The following is a 17,653-nucleotide window of genomic DNA, read 5'->3' as shown; positions in this document are numbered from 1 at the left end:
TGAATGCTGTGTATGTTGCTGCCATTCATTATTAAACTCAATAGGTATCAATCTTTTTTGTGAATCAACATATAGTTATAGGGGCGAACTACGGAAAGATTCCGTATAAAGAACCAAAGTACGGATTAGATTAACTTGGTTTATTGGTGTACTGGGCAGATGTTCCCATCGCTAGTTCTGAGAAGGTTTGGGGCATCAGCTTTTAGCCGGATGAACAGTTCAATGGCCGTAAAGATTGGCATTGTGGTACCTGCGACCTTTTAAAACATCTAGGTTTTAGTCGAGCCTCAGGGACGATTTTTATTAACTTAAAGGGTGGCGTGTCACAGGGGAAAATGACAATTCATCCTGCACACCTGACAATAAAGTTATCTCGCTTCCAAGCAGTTCTGGAACATAAATGGCAATGTATTGATTTACACTGCCATTTTGGGGGATAGCTTAATAAGCTTTGGATATTTAGCTTAGGGATGATGGTGATATCAGAGCAAAATCAATTTTTGCTTGAGCTTTCGACCTCTTTGGCGGTGCGGCTAACAATATCTGTGCCGGCTTCGAGATACTGTTTATAGGTATCATCGCCCCAGGCCACGAGTTTATTGTCTTTAAAAATCAGCGGGGTGCATTCTTCTTTGCTGGTCACGCCATCGGATTTTTCATGGTGAGTACGATAAAAGAGCACTTGTAGCTGGCTATCCTTAAGGGATTTGGCCTCTGTAAAATCGGCCTTACCAAATAGGGTTTTGACGGCGGAAATATCTTGCCCGAGTGTTAAATCGTTTAATTTCTGGCTGTTATAGACTTGCCTATCTTCCCAATCCATTTCATCTGGAGTGGGCTCATATACGAGTACCACTACGGCGACGAAGGCGACATAGGCGGCAAATATGCTACCAATAATAACCGAGGTTTTTGATTTCATTGAATCTAATTCCTTTGCATATCCAATGTGTTATTTGGCAAATGAATAAAATACGCCTTTGATGACCTGAGGTAAACGGCTTTATTGCAACTTAGTGTTAACAAGAGGCGCTAGTCGACGGGTGTCGTATGAATAGGGCTATTGACCCGAAAATCTTTTAAGTTGATGTTTAAGGGTAAATCGGTTTGTAGCTGGGCTAACTTATAACTGAGCCGTGCTATATCTCGGCCTTCTGCTAACTTTTTCGCTTGTTTGGCGCCGAGATTGGACAACGAGGAAAACAGTGTCGCTAAGGTTCTAAAGGTTCGGAGTAACTCGGCGGCCGATTTAGGGCCAATACCTGCGATACCGGGGATTTTATTGCCGCTATCACCCGCAAGAGCCATTAAATCGAGAAATTGGCTGCGATCGACTCCCAGTTTTTGTTCAAGCTCAGCGATGTTGAGATATTGCTGATTAAAGTGATCCCACTGGCTGATCCGCGGATGATTGAGTTGGCTAAAACCTTTATCCGTCGACACAATAATGGCTTCACCTTGGGCTTTGGCGGTTTTCATTGCAAGGGTGGCGATAACATCATCGGCCTCAGCAGCGGCATAAATTGATTGGATTTGTAAACTGTTAAGGTGTTCTTGCAATGCCGTTAAGCCCGCCGCCAGTGGCTCAGGCATAGGTTTACGGCCCTTTTTATAATCAGGGTAGAGCTGTTTACGCCAAGAGATCTCATCCCCATCCCAGACGATAGCGACATGGGTTGGGTGGTGAATGCGCAGCAGTTTAGTGCAGGCGACACTCACACGCTCCGTTAAACTGTCCATATCGTTCTCATCTGGGATCGCCGCATAAATCCGGCGGACTAAGTTGAGACCATCGATAATTAAAAACTTATTCATTGGCGGTTTTTGTTTTACTTCACGATTTGATAGCAGGGAACATAAGCGCTTCCCGGCAGTTTCATCCTATGCTGGGCGACAAAGGCTCCCAGCAAATTGTCCATCAACTCCATTAAATGCGGATCCCCTTTAATGTGGAAGGGACCTAATTGCTCAATTTGTTTGATGGTGTCGGATTTTACATTACCCGCTACGATACCCGAAAAGGCTTTGCGCAGGTTGGCTGCAAGCTCCGCTTTGTTGGTTTGAAAATGTAAATTTAAGTTTGCCATTACCTCATGGGTGGGTGTGAAGGGCAGTTGAAATTCTGGCTCAATTTTTAGCCCCCATTGATATTGGTAAGCATCTCCTGTGGCACGGCGATGGTTTTTCACTTGCTCCATGCCTTGCTTCATTACCCGAGCGACTTCGGCAGGATTATCGATAATGATTTGATATTTTTGCTGCGCTTCGGGCCCTAAGGTAGCAGCGATAAACTCATCAATTTTAATAAAATAATCTGCGCTTTCGCTGGGGCCAGTTAATACCAGTGGGAAGGGCGTTTGTTGGTTTTCTTTATTGAGCAAAATCCCCAGTATATACAGCAGTTCTTCGGCTGTACCCGCACCGCCGGGGAAGATGATAATGCCGTGACCTAAGCGTACAAACGCTTCTAGGCGTTTTTCGATATCGGGCAAGATCACCAGCTCGTTAACGATTTGGTTAGGCGGCTCGGCGGCGATAATACTTGGCTCAGTGAGACCAATATAACGGGCATTTTTAATCCGTTGTTTAGAGTGACCAATCGCTGCGCCCTTCATCGGGCCTTCCATTGCGCCAGGGCCGCAACCAGTGCAAATATCTAATTCCCTTAGGCCGAGTTGATAACCGACTTCACGGGTATATTGGTATTCGATGGCATTAATGCTGTGTCCGCCCCAGCAGACCACTACATTAGGATCCTTCATGGGCGCAATGGCGCGGGCATTACGCAAAATATCAAACACGACGTTAGTAATGTGGCTAGCATTTGTTAAATTGATATGTTTTAGGGTGTCGTATTTGTCGCTGATGTAGAGAATATCTCTGAGCACCGAAAATAAATGCTCTTGGATTCCTGTGATAATTTGGCCATCAACAAAGGCTTGTTCCGGTGGATTGATAAGCTCGAGCTTAACCCCGCGTTCACGTTGCAGTACATTGATGTCGAAGTCGTGATATTGCTCGAATAGTGCTTTAGAATTGTCGGTCTTTAAACCCGCGGCGAGTACCGCGAGTGAGCAGTTACGATACAGTTGATATAGGGCGCTTTTGGCGCTTTTTTTGAGGCGATCAACTTCAAGTTGTGAAAGCTGATCCATGCTGCCCTTAGGGCTGACTTTTACTATCATTTATCACTCCTTCGTATCGACAGGAGTGATAAGAAGCGACGTATAGTCTGACTTAGTTATACGTCAATCACGACCCTGTCTCTGCTTTCATGTTTTGCTTTGTAGAGTGCTGCATCGGCGCGCTCAAAGGTTTCGTGTATGAGCTCATTGCCCATGACTCGTGCAGCCCCTATAGATACTGTAACTGTAATCCGCTGATTTTTAAATTTAAATGGAATATTTTTTACTTTTTCTCTAACTCTGTTTAAAAGTTGAGCGATATCGTTATCGTCAATATCTGGCAAAATGAGCACAAATTCTTCACCGCCGTAGCGGGCGACAAACTCGGTATCCCGTAAAGAATTTTTTAATGCCATGGCGATGACCTGTAGGGTTTTGTCCCCGGTACTGTGGCCAAAACTGTCATTGATGCTCTTAAAGTGATCGATATCTGCAATCGCAATCCATAGCGGAGATTTATGACGTTGGTAATTGCGATACTCAAGCTCCATGCGCTCTTCTAAGGCGGCACGGTTAGGTAATTGAGTTAGGCTGTCCAGCAGATTGAGCTTTTGTTGTTCGAAAAGTCGTTCTTTATAGGTATTGGCCTCGTTGCTCAGCTCGTTAAGCTCTTTGCGCATGGTTTCCATCGATTTACGCAGTAAGGCTTGCTCCCGTTGTTCTAAGGCTTCTTTGCGGGCGAGTGCGGAGCGAATTGAATTGAGCTGTTCGGTTAAACGTGCTTTGAGGTCGACAATATCGTCGGTATCGATAATGGCTTCACCCACATTATCGACTCGAGAATTGATTTCACGATTAAGCTGGGTTTTGAGTTGGAAACTACGCTGGTTGTGATTATAGGATTCACTAACGACTTCCCGCACTGCTGCTAAGGCATCGTTTAAGGCGTAGAGAAATTCCTGAGAGGCGGATTTTTCCCGTGCAATATTATCGAGCAGCAGGGATAAAATCGTTTGATAAGCCTCCAGTAAATTATCGATTTCAATATCGGATGCTAGCATTTCTTTAATGACAAGCACTTGATCGCGTTGATCTTTACGGAATTCAATTTCCGAGATCATTTGTGCCAACTCATGGGCGAGTTGTCTGTGCTTTGGTAACACATCTAACTTTTCAGTTTCATTAAACTGTTGCTGTAGGATGGTGTCGTAGAAGCCGATAATTTGTTTTACTTTAGGAATGTACTCCCACACCGTATGGAACGGTTTAGCGAGATCTTGCTTAAAGTAGTTAATTTCTTTTTTGAGCTTTTCTGGTACAGAGTTAACCCGTTGAATTTGGCGGACGACCTGTGCAAGCCCTGCGCGACTTTCTTCAAGTTGTACCATTACGTGGTGGTATTGGCCTTTTAATAGGCGTTCAACATCGACCAATTCAGGTAGGGCTTCATCGACTCGCTCAAAGGTATTTAAGTTATGGCGAAGTTTGGCAAGCTTATTATCCAATTCTAAGTTTTGACCTTTGCAGGCAAGACTTAAATGACCAATAAATTGGAGTAAAGTTTGTAACTTAGCATTTCTATCTTCATTGACTTCATCGAGGGCAAGTTTTGCCGAATGAAGTTTCTGTTGAAGTAATGCAAGTTGTGTAACAGTCGCGTTGGAATCCTTCATCCGGAGTATTTTCCTAACTCTGCAGGGCTAACAAGCAAGACGTCCTCTGTCCAGATTAGCGTTTAACTCATATGCTTCTAATGTTATAACAATGGTCGTAGAGTGCAAATTGCTTTGCTTGTACGATAGTGATTAATTGTCGATATTGATCAAATATTTTCTAACAAATGCCGATTTTGGTTATTTTCCCAGCAAGGCCATACAATATCTTCCTTTATCGCATTCGTCTCGACTCGGATCAGGCCGCGTTCAATACCTTTCTCTAAGTGCAAAAACAGCGGGTCGGCAAACAGTGTCGGTGGCACAAAATCTAATGCTCTGAGACTCACATAATAGCAAGTGTCATTTGGCAAACTTCGTGCACCAGCGAGCGCCATTTGCACGGTTTCAAACAGCAATTTGGGGGCAATGTTAATCTCCGCTTTGGCAAGCAGGGGCAAATTGATAAAGCCGAGATTGAAACTAGGCGTAAATGCTTGTTTATCGAATTGCTGTTGAAGTTGTGTTAACACTTGCTGTGGTTCTACGGCCTCAGTAAACCTGACCGCAAATAAGCCTTGGCGGATCACATAGACGGGCATAAACAGACTATGGCTAATATGGTTTGTGAGCTGACGGGTCATAGTATTGGCAAAATATTGGCCGTGATTGAGGTCAGTCGATATATGGTCGCGAAATTCAATTAAAGCTAGCGCAGTGGTTTGAGTGCTAGGCGGGTTTAGCGTCAGATCGTTTAATAGTGCAGCATATCCCTTATGATGGGTAAAAGGTTCTTCTAAGCTTAATTGAAGCAGCGATGCGTTTTGCTGTTTGCTCTTGCGTCGTTGATTTAGTAAGAAGATAACTGCTATCACCAACAAGGTTATGATAAGACCACTAAATGCCAGGAATTGATTAGTATCCTTAGCGGTTTGAATGGCATCATTTAACTTGCTTTGAATCATATTGAGTTCTAACTTGAGCTGCTGTTCAGCAAGGACTGAAGCAGTGACGCCAGGATCTTTAGCGGTGTCTTTTAATGAGTTGTTTAACTCAATAATCTTTTTTTGTGTGTTGATCACTTTGGCTTGATCTTGCTGTTTTTCTGCCGAAAGGGCGATTTGTGTCAGTGCTGATTTTTGCTCCTCTGGTAGATTTAAATCTGTCGCCAACGCTAAAGCGTTTTCAGCATGCCCCATCATCAATGGCCAATCTTGCTTGCCTTGAGCAATTTCGCCAATCAGTAATTCGTTATAGACCAAGTAATGATGGCTTTGTTTTTCAGTGAATATTTTATTAGCCATCAACAAATACTTAAGTGCATTCACATCATCATTAAGATGCGAGTAAGCTTGACCTAAATTGTGGAAATTAAGCCCTTGAGCGATGTAATTACCGCGTTTAGCATCGAGTTGCTGAGCATTAAGGTAGTAGTCAATGGCGCGGTTCCAATCCCCTTGCTCACCATACACCATGGCAATAACTGTCATACAGCTGGAAAGATAAGTATCGTTCCCTAGCTTTTTAAATCCTGCTGCGGCTTCGTGGGCATTTTTTAACGCTTCATCCCATTGTTTTAAATCACGATACACCTTAGCGAGTTGTAACTGAAGATGCGTTTTCATTGACGGATAATTGGAGCGATTTGATAGTCGAATCGCTTCACTATAATGTTGCAATGATTTGGTTAGTTGTTGATTTTTATTATAGTAGTGCCCTAGTTTCGATTCGGCCGCCGCGATGAGGTAGTCGTTTCTGAGCTTATAAGCAATATCGCGATAAGTGTGAAAATGCATTAGTGCAGGTACATCTTGGCGAATAACCAAGTGCAGGCCACCTAAATGTTCATGGATGGTATGTTTTAGCAGCATAGACTCAATATCAACGCTTTCGCTGATCTGTGTCAGTGCTTCGTTATAAAAAGCGATCGCTTCTTGGTATTTTTGTTCGGTGCGGCCGATATAGCGCCCCTTTAGCATGGCGACGGTGGCTTGCTCGAAGGGCGTTTGCGCTATGCTTGCCAGAAGTTCGATTAAGTTGTTTGCGTCTTGAAAACCCACCTTGGTTTTGACATTGGGTTCCAGATTTAACCGTGCGAGGAGTTGCAGTATGTGCTCAAACTCATCACTGCTGTAGCCCTGTTCTTGGGCTGCTCGTTCGAATTGTTCACGGTTCTTAAAGGTGATTGGAAAAGAAATCGACTGATTAAGCCTGTCATACATTTTTTGTGGCGTTTCACGCAATTCTATTTCTTCAGCCTCAAGATCGACCGCCAAGGTTTGAAAAGAAATAGATATTAACAAGGTCACGAAAATAACAATGAGTTTATGCATGTGTAGGTGGCCCTATATTCCCTAAGTCAAGGAACTTATTTTGTTAGCTTTTGTTAGCGCCTAATGAGGATGCTACATCGACTTGTTATACTTGGAAAAAATATAAGAAGCATAATAACAGAAGACGGAAGGAAGTCAGAGTGAAACCCAATAGATTATCTATTTTGGCATTAAGTGTATTAGGGTCGGCTAACGTATTTGCCGATGTGGATTACAAAATTGATTTAAGCCAACCCCAACATCATCTTGCACAGGTGAGTGTAACGTTTCCCGAAGCTAAAGCAGGTGAGTTAACGGTTAATCTTCCTGTGTGGCGTACGGGTAAATACCAAGTGTTACCACTATCTGATGGCGTGCGTTTATTCACGGCAAAAGACAGTAAGGGCAATCCACTCCCATGGAAACGCAGTGCTAGTGGCGAGTGGAAAATAGCCTTAGATAATCCAACCAATGTAACCGTGAGTTATCAACTTTACGCCAATGAATTAGGCCAGCGCGTGCGTCATATTGATTCAAGCCATGCTTATCTCGATGCCAGTGGCGTATTAATGTATAGCCCGCAATTTCGAGAAGACCCAGTTGCAGTACAATTAACCGTGCCCGAAAACTGGCAGAGTTATTCGGGCATGTCGTCAGGCAAAATGGCGCATTCATTTATTGCACCTAATTATGATGTGCTAATTGACTCCCCCATTGAAACAGGGGTGAGTACTCACAAAAAATTTAGTGCTAATGGCAAAGACTATGAATTAGTGTTTTGGGGTGAAGGCAACTACGATGCCGATAAGGTGGTGAAAGACTTAACCGCATTGAGTGGCCAAGCCAAAGCGATCTGGGATGATTATCCTTTTGATCGTTATGTGTATATGGTGCATGCCACCAGCGGTGCGGGCGGCGCGACCGAGCACTTAAACTCGACGGTTATCCAACTACCACGGTTTAGTTTTCGTGAGCGTAAGGATTACCTGCGCTTTATTAGCACTGCGTCCCATGAGTTTATTCATACTTGGAACGTTAAAGCTTATCGTCCGTCGGGTCTTGTTCCCTACGATTATCAGCATGAAAATATGACTGAACTGTTGTGGATTGCCGAAGGATCAACTAGTTATTTCCAAGGTCAGTTACTGCTGCGTGCAGGAGTGATGACGCCAAAAGAATTTTTAGAAGACTTAGCCAAACGTATCGAAAAAAGCGAGCTGACACCCGGGCGCGAAATTCAATCGGTTGCCGAGGCAAGTTTAGGCGAATGGAGCAGTACGGGCGGCGATTATGCCATTAACCACAGTGTGAATATTTACTCCGAAGGTTATTTAGCCTCACTGGCGCTGGATTTCTCCCTGCTAACGGACTCGAACCTCATCCACTCGTATCGCGATGTGCACCGTAAACTCTATCAGGATTACCGCGTACCTAAGGGGTACGCTGTGGCCGATGTGCAGCAAATTCTGAAGGACTTATCGGGTAAGGACTATGGCCCATGGTGGCAAAGTCATGTGAATAGTCCACTGAGCCTCGAGTTTTCAAGCCTGTTGTCTCAGGCGGGATTAGTGATGTCCTACGGTAAAGACGCTAAAGCTGAGCCTTTCACTGGCATGACTTTAAGCAGCGAATATGGTTCTTTGGTGCTTGCCCAAGTATTGCGTAATAGCCCCGCCTGGCGGGCTGGTATCATGGCGGGAGACGAGATTATCGCGATTAATGGCTTAAAGGTGACCGCTCAAGGATTTGATAAGCGCATCAAAGACTTTAAAGTGGGTGATAAGGTCGAAATCACCTTATTTAACAACGACAAAATCAAGCAAGTGGCGTTAACCTTAGGTGAGAAACAAAGCGGCAAGCTAGTGCTCAAAGGCGATGTGAAGGCGACTAAACAGCAAAAAGCCTTCTTCAAGGCTTGGCTGGGCATTGATTGGCCGTTTGATAATAAGGGTGAGCTGCTGACGAAAAGTTAACTTGTTTGCGATTTGAGTGAGTGGCGGTCTTAAGGCTGGCTAACTTGAATCGCGCCCTCGAATGGCTGCCAACGTGTTACTTCCGTCATAGAGACTAAAAAGGCGCCGCAGTGAACTGAGTCCAACTGCTGCGCCTTTTACTTTTCTAATACTCGCTAGCAAGGAGCCTTGGCCAAATAAGACAGCGTTTTAAGCGTTAAGCTTGAGTCTCTTCAATGCCACCCAATGCAGAAACTAGGGCGTGCATTAGTGCGACTAATTCACTGCCCATTAAGGCAAAGTCAGCATCGAGGCGCGCCATCGGATCTTCATTACCCAACTCATCATTGCCTGCTCTAAATTCTTCGGAGAATTTTAAGCGTTTCACACTGGCATCGGATTGCAGCAGTAGCGCAATCGATTGGCCAAAGTGCAGGGCGAGCTTATGCACTTCTTTACCGGTTTCGAGGTGGGCAAGTACTTCGTCTTCTTTTAGATCTTGCTGCTTAAAGCGTACTATGCCGCCTTCATCTGCGGCTGATTTCAGCTCAGCTTCATCTTGCATTTCAAAGGGTAAGGGGGCGCTGCCATTTTTAAGCCATTCAGTTAATTGGCTTTCAATCGGTGCTTTAAAGCTTAATGGGATCACTGGCAAGCTACCTAAGGCCTTGCGTAATAAGGCTAATAATTCTTCTGCCTTAGTGGCGCTTGAGCTGTCGACGAGGATCATTTCTAGCTCAGGTAAAATCAGTGCGCGAGTTTGGCTGCGGCGCGAAAAAGCGCGTGGCAATAGGCTAGTGATGATTTCATCTTTTAGCGCATCTTTTTCTTTTTTGGCGAGTTTACGATTTTCTTCGTCTTCAATTTGTGCCACTTTTTCTTCTAATGATTCTTTAATTACTTGACCAGGAAGAATTTTTTCTTCTTTAGTGACACAGATTAGATGACGATTGTTGGCGCTGTGCACTAAGGTGCTGCCCTGTTTACCTAAGGCATTGGAAAACCCAAATTTGCTGACGTCTTGGCTGCCGCACGGGGAAAATGTGAAATCGGCAAGTGCGGTTTCAAGTGCTTCTGTCTCGATGGAAAAAGGTTTATTGAAACGATAAAGAGTAAGATTTTTAAACCACATAAGATGCGCTCATTGGAAAAATAAAGTCGCAGTTTACGGCATAGTTGCGGCGGGGTAAACCTACCTGAAATCGTTAAATTTTGCCTTGGTTGCAGAATTCATCAAAATGTAACATTGAGAAAAACTCAGCTATAACCCTTGGTGTTAATGGGTTTTGTCTTTTGTAGGTGGTGCGGTTTTATGGTGGTAGTCCTAAGTTGTCACAATTGAAATAAAACTGAAACAGATTCATTGCAAACTTTCGGTCGTTCCAAACCAATAACCAAGACGAACATAACGTCGAAAGGATTAAATGATGAACGTTTTTTGTAAAACTCTACTTGCTTCTGCGCTAGCTTCTGCAACTCTGGCTTCTGCTTATGCCGCTGAGCCACTGACTGTTTATGGTAAGTTGAATGTTACCGCTCAATCAAACGATGAGAAAGGTGACGCTACAACAACTATTCAAAGTAATGCTTCTCGTTTTGGTGTGAAGGGTGATTTCGAATTATCAAGTTCACTTACTGCTTTTTATACTGTTGAGTATCAAGTAGATACTGGCAATGCATCAAGCGACAACTTTACTGCGCGTAATCAATTTGTTGGTTTAAAAGGCGACTTTGGTTCGTTCTCTGTTGGTCGTAACGATACTTTGCTGAAGATTTCTCAAGGTGATGTTGACCAATTTAACGATCTTTCTGGCGACTTAACAAAATTATTTAAAGGTGAAGTTCGTGCTGCGCAAACGGCAACTTACTTAACCCCTTCCTTTGGTGACTTCGTGTTTGGTGTCACTTATGTTGCGGAAGGTAATGATGTTAAAAGTCAATTTGCTCAAGATGGTTTCAGTGCTGCCGCCATGTATGGTGACGCTAAGTTAAAGAAAACCGCTGTCTATGCAGCCCTTGCGTACGATTCTGATGTGTCTGGATATGAAATCGTGCGTGCTAGCTTACAAGCCAAGTTAGCTGGCATCAAGTTGGGTGGTATGTATCAGCAGCAGGAACAAACGTACAAATTCAATGCAACAACGGGCGAACCAGTTGAGGTGTCTGCAGACAGTGCGACTGGCTACCTGTTAAGTGCTGCTTATGATATCAATGCTGTGACATTAAAAGCACAATATCAAGACATGGAAGACTTAGGTGATTCATGGTCAGTGGGTGCGGATTACAGCTTAGGCAAGCCGACTAAAGTGTTTGCTTTCTATACCAATCGCTCTTTAGAAGCGAATACAGATGATGATAAATACATCGGTGTTGGTTTAGAACACAAGTTCTAATCTCAGTATTAAGATTGAATTAAGGAGGCTTCGGCCTCCTTTTTTATTGCGATAAACAAACAGTTATATAAACTTAATATGACAATTATCGCTACTATATAGCTTGTACGGCACACTTATTCATAAATCTGTAATAAAAATGACTAATAATAGCCGTGTTGACATTCACTGACAGAAAATCACCTATGACTGCAAGGATATTGATAGTAGAAGACGAGTTAGCCATCCGCGAGATGCTGACTTTTGTAATGGAACAGCATGGGTTTACCACCTCTGCGGCAGAAGATTTTGATTCGGCCATTGCGCTGCTAAAGGAGCCTTACCCCGATCTGATTTTGTTGGATTGGATGTTTCCTGGTGGAAGCGGTATTCAATTGGCTAAACGCCTCAAGCAGGATGAGTTTACCCGTCAGATCCCCATTATTATGCTCACCGCCCGTGGAGAAGAGGAAGATAAGGTTAAGGGCCTCGAAGTGGGCGCCGATGACTATATCACTAAACCTTTCTCACCCAAGGAGTTGGTGGCACGTATCAAAGCGGTGCTACGCCGTAGCGCGCCGACCCGTCTTGAAGAAACGATTGACGTACAAGGATTGTTACTCGACCCCGTGAGTCACAGGGTGAGTGTTGGCGATACTGTACTCGATATGGGGCCCACAGAATTTCGATTGTTACACTTTTTTATGACACACCCAGAACGTGTCTATAGCCGCGAACAGCTGCTTGATAATGTGTGGGGCACAAACGTATATGTCGAAGACCGAACCGTAGATGTTCATATCCGTCGTTTACGTAAAGCGGTTGAAGAGTCGGGCCATGATCGTCTCATTCAAACGGTTCGTGGTGCGGGTTATCGTTTCTCAACACGTAGTTAGTGCCAAATAAGAGATAGGCACAGGTTAGCTTTTCGGCTATCTTGTGCTCCTCTTATTTAGCCTGATGTTTGGGTTTATTTATGTTCGACTCTTATTCAGGGTACCGGTTGTTTACGCGCTTAGCCGTATTTTTACTGCTTTGTTTGCTCATTGGTTTATTGGTAGGGAAACCCCTCTGGATACTGATCATTGGATTGCTAGGGCTAGTGTTCTGGCATTACCGTCAGTTAGCGCGACTTAATTTTTGGTTATGGCGAGATAGAAAATTAACGCCTCCCCAAGGCACTGGCAGTTGGGAAGGTGTATTTAATGGTATTTACCGCCTGCAAGGTAAAAATCGTCGCCGAGTCGGTCAATTGGCAGCTCTACTTGGGCGTTTCCGTCAAGGCGCTGAAGCCTTACCCGATGCAGCAGTCGTGCTCGACTCAGAGCATAATATCTTATGGTGTAATAAATTAGCTCAGCTGATGTTGGGATTCGTTTGGCCACAGGATAATGGTCAACGAATCGATAATTTAATTCGTCATCCCGATTTTTCTGCCTATATCAAAGCGGCTGAATATAAGGAACCCTTAGAGCTGGCTTCGCCAGTATCGGAGCGGCGTTTACTCGAAATTCGTATCATGGCCTATGGCGATCGGCAGTTACTGTTGATTGCCCGCGATATTACACGGATAAGACAACTCGAAGGCATGCGTAAAGAATTTGTCGCCAATGTGTCACACGAACTCAAAACCCCGCTCACTGTATTGCAGGGCTATTTAGAGATGATGCAAAGCATGGCGGAACCCGATTCGATGAACGCTAAGCCCTTAGCCTTAATGCAGCAGCAGACTCGGCGAATGCAGTCGATGGTCGAACAATTACTGGTGTTATCGCGTATCGAAGATGCGGTGGATATTAATCTTGAGAACACGGTAAACATGTCGCAGCTAATGGAAGTCTTAAAGGAAGAAGCTAAAGCATTAGCGCAGGATAAATATGAGTTAAGTTTCCATTGTGAGCCGGGATTAGATTCCCATGGCAATGAGCTACAGCTTAGAAGTGCTTGCTCTAACCTGATTTCGAATGCGATTCGTTACACTGAACCTGGTGGCAAGATTACGGTGCAGTGGCGTAGCGTTGCTACTGGCGGTCTCTTCAGTGTGACAGATACCGGGGAAGGGATTGCACCGCAGCATATCAATCGCTTAACCGAGCGTTTTTATCGAGTTGACAGCGCGCGCTCACGGCAAACGGGGGGCAGCGGCCTTGGTTTAGCCATTGTGAAACATGCGTTAAGTCATCATCACAGTGAGCTTAATATCAGCAGTGAATTAGGAAAGGGTAGCACTTTCAGCTTTGTGATCCCGCAGCATTTGATTGAACGTAAAAAATAATTGCTATTTAATGTAACGTTATTTTTTATTAAAAACAGGCCATTATGGCCTGTTTTGTTTTTTATCGGGTTTGAATCGGCGGATTTTTTATAAAAAGGTGTTTTGTCATCTAAGTGTCATATCTTGGACATAGAATTGTCATTGTAGCGATTGATACTGGCTGCGTCTGAAGAAACTTAAGTTACAAATTAGTTAGCTTATTACTGGAGCACATAATGAAACTGAAAAAGCTTGTCGGCGCGATGACTCTTACTGCCGCTGGTGTATTCTCTGCCACTGCAATGGCATCTGTTGATCAATCTCTGCCAACTTACGAGAAAGCAAGCGGGGTATCGGGCAACCTTTCCTCTGTAGGTTCAGATACTTTAGCCAATATGATGACACTGTGGGCTGAAGAATTTAAACAGATGTACCCTAACGTAAATATCCAAATTCAAGCAGCTGGTTCTTCTACTGCGCCACCAGCATTAACTGAAGGTACTTCACAATTCGGCCCAATGAGCCGCAAGATGAAGCCTAATGAAGAAGAAGCCTTCGAAAAACACTACGGTTACAAGCCAACTGCAGTTCGTGTTGCGATTGACGCTTTAGCGGTGTTCGTACACAAAGATAACCCAATTAAAGGCTTAACTGTTGAACAAGTTGACGGTATTTTCTCTTCTACTCACAAATGTGGTAGCAGCGACATCCAACGTTGGGGCGATTTAGGCCTTGACGGTAACTGGTCAGCTAAAGACGTACAGTTATATGGCCGTAACTCAGTATCTGGTACTTACGGTTACTTTAAAGAGCACGCTCTGTGTAAAGGTGACTTCAAGGCCAACGTAAACGAACAACCAGGTTCTGCTTCTGTAGTTCAGTCAGTGTCTCAATCACTGAACGCTATCGGTTACTCAGGTATCGGTTACAAAACTGCTGGCGTGAAAGCCGTTGCCATCGCGAAGAAAGGTAACGAGTTTATCGAAGCGACTGCAGAAAACGCCGCTAACGGTACTTACCCATTATCACGTTACTTATATGTATACGTGAACAAGCAACCAAACAAAGACTTAGCACCAATGGAAAAAGAATTCATCCGTTACGTGCTGTCTAAACAAGGTCAGCAAGTGGTAGAAAAAGACGGTTATGTGACTCTGCCTAAGAGCGTCGTTGCTAAAGATTTAGAACAGTTAGGCATCCGCCTCTAATGCTAAATCGCTAAACCTTAAGGGTCTCTTCGGAGGCCCTTTTTGTTTTGGGGACTTAAACCACCAACGTCAGTATGGGGTTATCATGCTAGGTGATTGCTAACTGGCGCTTACGACTGAAAAATGGGCATAAAAAAAGCAACCTAATTAGGTTGCTGTAAATTCCAATTCGGAATCTGGGGACGGTCGCGCTAGAAACCATCGAAAGGAGAATGATGATGAACGAAGAAACTCATTGCAAAGATTCGGTTCATAATATCTGACTCAAGGGCGCGAAATTAGTTCAGCCAAAATAGAAAATTTTTGAAAAAATTTTTACTATTTTTCTTTATGCATTGAAAAATATGTAAATTTTATTTTCATGAGTTAACTAAAGTCGATTATGGCAAAACTTGGATTCAAGCATTGTTACAAAATGCCAATGCGAGGACAGTTTATTCGATTGCGCGTCGGTAAATCTGCGTCCGATAATATGATTAGATAATTTACCGTTCACAGGTTAGCTAAGTGATGTCATCAGAAAGCCAGCAAATGCCAATCGCTCCCGCAGCATGGGATTTAACTCGGGATTACCATTCCTTTGCCAATAGCGACCAAGTGCAGGTCACGCACTTATCCCTCGCGTTGAAAATCGACTTTGCGACTCGCACTTTGCTCGGGGAAGCGGTTCTGTCACTTCGCTACTTTGAACCACAGACTAGCGAGTTATGGCTCGATAGCCGTGATTTACATATTTTATCGGTCACGACTGATACTCAAGAGCTCCTTGAGTTTGTGCTTGAAGTGCCAAATGAAATCCTCGGGCAGAAATTGGTGATCCAGCTACCCGCTGAAAAGTGTGAGCAAGTCTGTATTCACTATCGCACCTCGCCAGAAGCTGAAGGGTTGCAGTGGCTCATGCCTGAGCAAACGGCCGGCAAACAGTTACCTTATCTCTTTAGTCAATCTCAGCCCATTAATGCCCGCAGTTGGATCCCCTTGCAGGATACGCCAAAGGCGCGGATAACCTTCGATGCGAAAGTCCAAGTGCCCAAGGGAATGCGTGCAGTGATGAGTGCGATGAACCATCCAGATACACCGCTTGAAGGGATATTTACGTTTGAGATGGAGAAACCAATCCCAACCCATTTGCTGGCATTAGCGGTAGGCGATTTGGCATTTCAAGCTATAGGCCCGCGCAGCGGCGTGTATACAGAACCTTGCATGTTGGCCGCCGCAGCAACTGAGTTTGCCGATACCGAACATATGCTAGATGTGGCGCAATCGCTATTAGGCCCCTATGCCTGGGGGCGTTATGACATGATCATCTTGCCGCCGAGCTTTCCGTTTGGTGGCATGGAAAATCCCCGTTTAGCTTTTTTAACTCCAACCTTGATTGCGGGAGATAAGAGTCTTGTGTCAACGGTTGCCCATGAGTTGGCACACTCGTGGACGGGCAATTTGGTTAGTAACGCCACATGGCGTGATCTCTGGTTAAATGAAGGCTTTACGACCTATTTCACCAATCGAATTGTCGAGGAAGTCTATGGCAAGGAGCAGGCTGAGCTAGAATGGGTTATTGAATTTGGTCGACTAAAAGAAGAAATGGCCGTTTTACCGTGCCATAGGCAAACACTACCCGCCAATGTACAACAGGCCGATCCTAATCTGGCCTTTAACCGTTTTACTTATGATAAGGCGTCGATGTTCGTCCATGAATTAGAGCATCGACTTGGCCGCACCGAATTCGATAAGTTTCTGTTTGCCTATGTGCAGCACTTTGCTTTTAAGGCAATTACCACTGAAGAGTTTGTCAAATACGCCAAAGTCGCTTTAGTTGAAGCCTATTCCGATAAGATAAGCGAAGCCGAATTGCTGGAATGGATTTATGGCGAAGGGCTACCTCAAGGTTATGTGGGGCCCACATCGCGAAGTTTAGATAAGGTCGATAGCGCCTTGGAGGACTTTCTAAAGGGCAAAGCGGCTAGTGAGCTTAAGGTGCAAGGCTGGCGTGTCCATCACTGGCAATACTTTTTGACCCAATTGCCTGAAGTCTTGTCTCAGGTGCAATTAATGGATTTGGACGATACCTTTAAGTTAACCGAGTCGAGCAATGCCGAAATTGCCTGCGATTGGTTTAGGGTCGCTATCCGCAATCATTACGATCCCGTGCTGCCCGCTTTAAGCGCTTATTTACAGCGTATTGGCCGCGGCAAGTTTGTCCGTCCGCTTTACGCTGAGTTAAAGATTGCAGGTTATCATGCTGAGTTACAAAAGATTTATGCAAGCGCACGCGCAGGTTATCACCCATCCATTCAAGTGCAGTTAGATAGGATGTTTAACTCGTAAAAACAGATAAAAAAAATGGCAACCAAAGGTTGCCATAAGAAAATCAAGCTAGGAGACAAAGGAATTCAGTGCGCTAGCGTGTATTCGATTGCTTCCCAAAAGGGAGATGATGATGAACGACCAACCAATTCGACTCTATGCAATAACTTGAAACTGTTCCATTGAATTAAACGGCATGTTTTATCCATTTAATCCTTTGCTAAACTTTTCATTTAGCAATCAATTGTGCATTAAAGCGGATTTGTTAATCCTTACATATAGTCAGACTAAGGCCTTTTCATAAAGTTCAGTTTGCGGCTAAAAATTTTTGAAATTATTTTCGACCATGCCGACATGCTAAATATAGAAGTCAGTGGCTGACTACATTTATTTTACAAATAAAACATAGACATAAAAAAAGGCAACCAATTGGTTGCCTAGTGACCTCTTCCTAGGTCAAGGGGGCCGCGC

The 17,653-nt window shown here is 44.2% G+C and carries 12 protein-coding genes; 6 read left to right on the top strand and 6 right to left on the bottom strand.

The window, feature by feature from the left end; all coding sequences use genetic code 11:
- Positions 1 to 493: 493 nt before the first annotated feature.
- The 5 genes from JM642_RS13750 to JM642_RS13730 form a co-directional block, all read right to left on the bottom strand.
- The gene (locus JM642_RS13750; protein WP_037416564.1) at positions 494 to 922 is read right to left on the bottom strand and encodes a DUF3192 domain-containing protein; all 429 of its coding nucleotides are present in this window, start codon (positions 920 to 922) and stop codon (positions 494 to 496) included.
- Between the two features lie 110 nt (positions 923 to 1,032).
- The gene (gene xni, locus JM642_RS13745; RefSeq protein ID WP_069454575.1) at positions 1,033 to 1,815 is read right to left on the bottom strand and encodes a flap endonuclease Xni; all 783 of its coding nucleotides are present in this window, start codon (positions 1,813 to 1,815) and stop codon (positions 1,033 to 1,035) included.
- A 14-nt stretch (positions 1,816 to 1,829) separates the two neighbouring features.
- Positions 1,830 to 3,185, bottom strand: a complete 1,356-nt coding sequence (gene ppnN, locus JM642_RS13740; protein WP_037425808.1) for a nucleotide 5'-monophosphate nucleosidase PpnN — start codon at positions 3,183 to 3,185, stop codon at positions 1,830 to 1,832.
- Between the two features lie 56 nt (positions 3,186 to 3,241).
- Positions 3,242 to 4,798, bottom strand: a complete 1,557-nt coding sequence (locus JM642_RS13735; RefSeq protein WP_037416573.1) for a GGDEF domain-containing protein — start codon at positions 4,796 to 4,798, stop codon at positions 3,242 to 3,244.
- 149 nt (positions 4,799 to 4,947) lie between these two features.
- Positions 4,948 to 7,110, bottom strand: coding sequence for a tetratricopeptide repeat protein (locus JM642_RS13730; RefSeq protein ID WP_203431992.1), 2,163 nt, complete (start codon positions 7,108 to 7,110; stop codon positions 4,948 to 4,950).
- A gap of 140 nt (positions 7,111 to 7,250) precedes the next feature.
- Between JM642_RS13730 and JM642_RS13725 the strand changes: the two genes are divergently transcribed.
- Positions 7,251 to 9,062, top strand: coding sequence for a PDZ domain-containing protein (locus JM642_RS13725; RefSeq protein ID WP_203431991.1), 1,812 nt, complete (start codon positions 7,251 to 7,253; stop codon positions 9,060 to 9,062).
- 196 nt (positions 9,063 to 9,258) lie between these two features.
- Here JM642_RS13725 and rdgC read toward each other — a convergent pair whose 3' ends face one another.
- Positions 9,259 to 10,173 (bottom strand): recombination-associated protein RdgC, encoded by a 915-nt coding sequence (gene rdgC, locus JM642_RS13720; protein ID WP_037416582.1) that lies wholly within the window; start codon positions 10,171 to 10,173, stop codon positions 9,259 to 9,261.
- A gap of 292 nt (positions 10,174 to 10,465) precedes the next feature.
- Between rdgC and JM642_RS13715 the strand changes: the two genes are divergently transcribed.
- From JM642_RS13715 to JM642_RS13695, 5 genes are all read left to right on the top strand, one after another.
- Entirely contained in the window at positions 10,466 to 11,434 is a 969-nt protein-coding gene (locus tag JM642_RS13715) for a porin (protein WP_203431990.1), read from the top strand.
- 185 nt (positions 11,435 to 11,619) lie between these two features.
- Positions 11,620 to 12,309: a phosphate regulon transcriptional regulator PhoB gene (phoB, locus tag JM642_RS13710; protein WP_011071727.1), complete on the top strand. Its 690-nt coding sequence runs from the start codon at positions 11,620 to 11,622 to the stop codon at positions 12,307 to 12,309.
- A gap of 80 nt (positions 12,310 to 12,389) precedes the next feature.
- A complete protein-coding gene (gene phoR, locus JM642_RS13705; RefSeq protein WP_047538675.1) occupies positions 12,390 to 13,688 on the top strand; it encodes a phosphate regulon sensor histidine kinase PhoR in 1,299 nt (432 codons plus the stop codon).
- A 215-nt stretch (positions 13,689 to 13,903) separates the two neighbouring features.
- Positions 13,904 to 14,875 carry a phosphate ABC transporter substrate-binding protein PstS family protein gene (locus JM642_RS13700; RefSeq protein ID WP_011623458.1) on the top strand — a complete coding sequence of 324 codons (972 nt, stop codon included), beginning with the start codon at positions 13,904 to 13,906 and terminating at the stop codon, positions 14,873 to 14,875.
- A 510-nt stretch (positions 14,876 to 15,385) separates the two neighbouring features.
- Positions 15,386 to 17,203, top strand: coding sequence for a M1 family metallopeptidase (locus tag JM642_RS13695; protein WP_203433820.1), 1,818 nt, complete (start codon positions 15,386 to 15,388; stop codon positions 17,201 to 17,203).
- The last annotated feature ends 450 nt before the right edge of the window (positions 17,204 to 17,653 follow it).

Origin of the sequence: Shewanella sp. LZH-2 (genome assembly GCF_016859145.1) — a bacterium.
Classification (GTDB): domain Bacteria; phylum Pseudomonadota; class Gammaproteobacteria; order Enterobacterales; family Shewanellaceae; genus Shewanella; species Shewanella xiamenensis.
The sequence above is the reverse complement of the archived record's forward strand: the minus strand, read 5'-3'. Positions and strand labels throughout refer to the sequence as shown.

What these genes read in the sequence shown, in the direction of transcription:
- JM642_RS13730 (WP_203431992.1), bottom strand. Translation starts at nt 7,110, where the DNA reads ATGCATAAACTCATTGTTATTTTCGTGACCTTGTTAATATCTATTTCT.
- JM642_RS13695 (WP_203433820.1), top strand. Translation starts at nt 15,386, where the DNA reads ATGTCATCAGAAAGCCAGCAAATGCCAATCGCTCCCGCAGCATGGGAT.
- phoR (WP_047538675.1), top strand. Translation starts at nt 12,390, where the DNA reads ATGTTCGACTCTTATTCAGGGTACCGGTTGTTTACGCGCTTAGCCGTA.
- rdgC (WP_037416582.1), bottom strand. Translation starts at nt 10,173, where the DNA reads ATGTGGTTTAAAAATCTTACTCTTTATCGTTTCAATAAACCTTTTTCC.
- phoB (WP_011071727.1), top strand. Translation starts at nt 11,620, where the DNA reads ATGACTGCAAGGATATTGATAGTAGAAGACGAGTTAGCCATCCGCGAG.
- ppnN (WP_037425808.1), bottom strand. Translation starts at nt 3,185, where the DNA reads ATGATAGTAAAAGTCAGCCCTAAGGGCAGCATGGATCAGCTTTCACAA.
- JM642_RS13735 (WP_037416573.1), bottom strand. Translation starts at nt 4,798, where the DNA reads ATGAAGGATTCCAACGCGACTGTTACACAACTTGCATTACTTCAACAG.
- JM642_RS13715 (WP_203431990.1), top strand. Translation starts at nt 10,466, where the DNA reads ATGATGAACGTTTTTTGTAAAACTCTACTTGCTTCTGCGCTAGCTTCT.
- JM642_RS13700 (WP_011623458.1), top strand. Translation starts at nt 13,904, where the DNA reads ATGAAACTGAAAAAGCTTGTCGGCGCGATGACTCTTACTGCCGCTGGT.
- JM642_RS13750 (WP_037416564.1), bottom strand. Translation starts at nt 922, where the DNA reads ATGAAATCAAAAACCTCGGTTATTATTGGTAGCATATTTGCCGCCTAT.
- xni (WP_069454575.1), bottom strand. Translation starts at nt 1,815, where the DNA reads ATGAATAAGTTTTTAATTATCGATGGTCTCAACTTAGTCCGCCGGATT.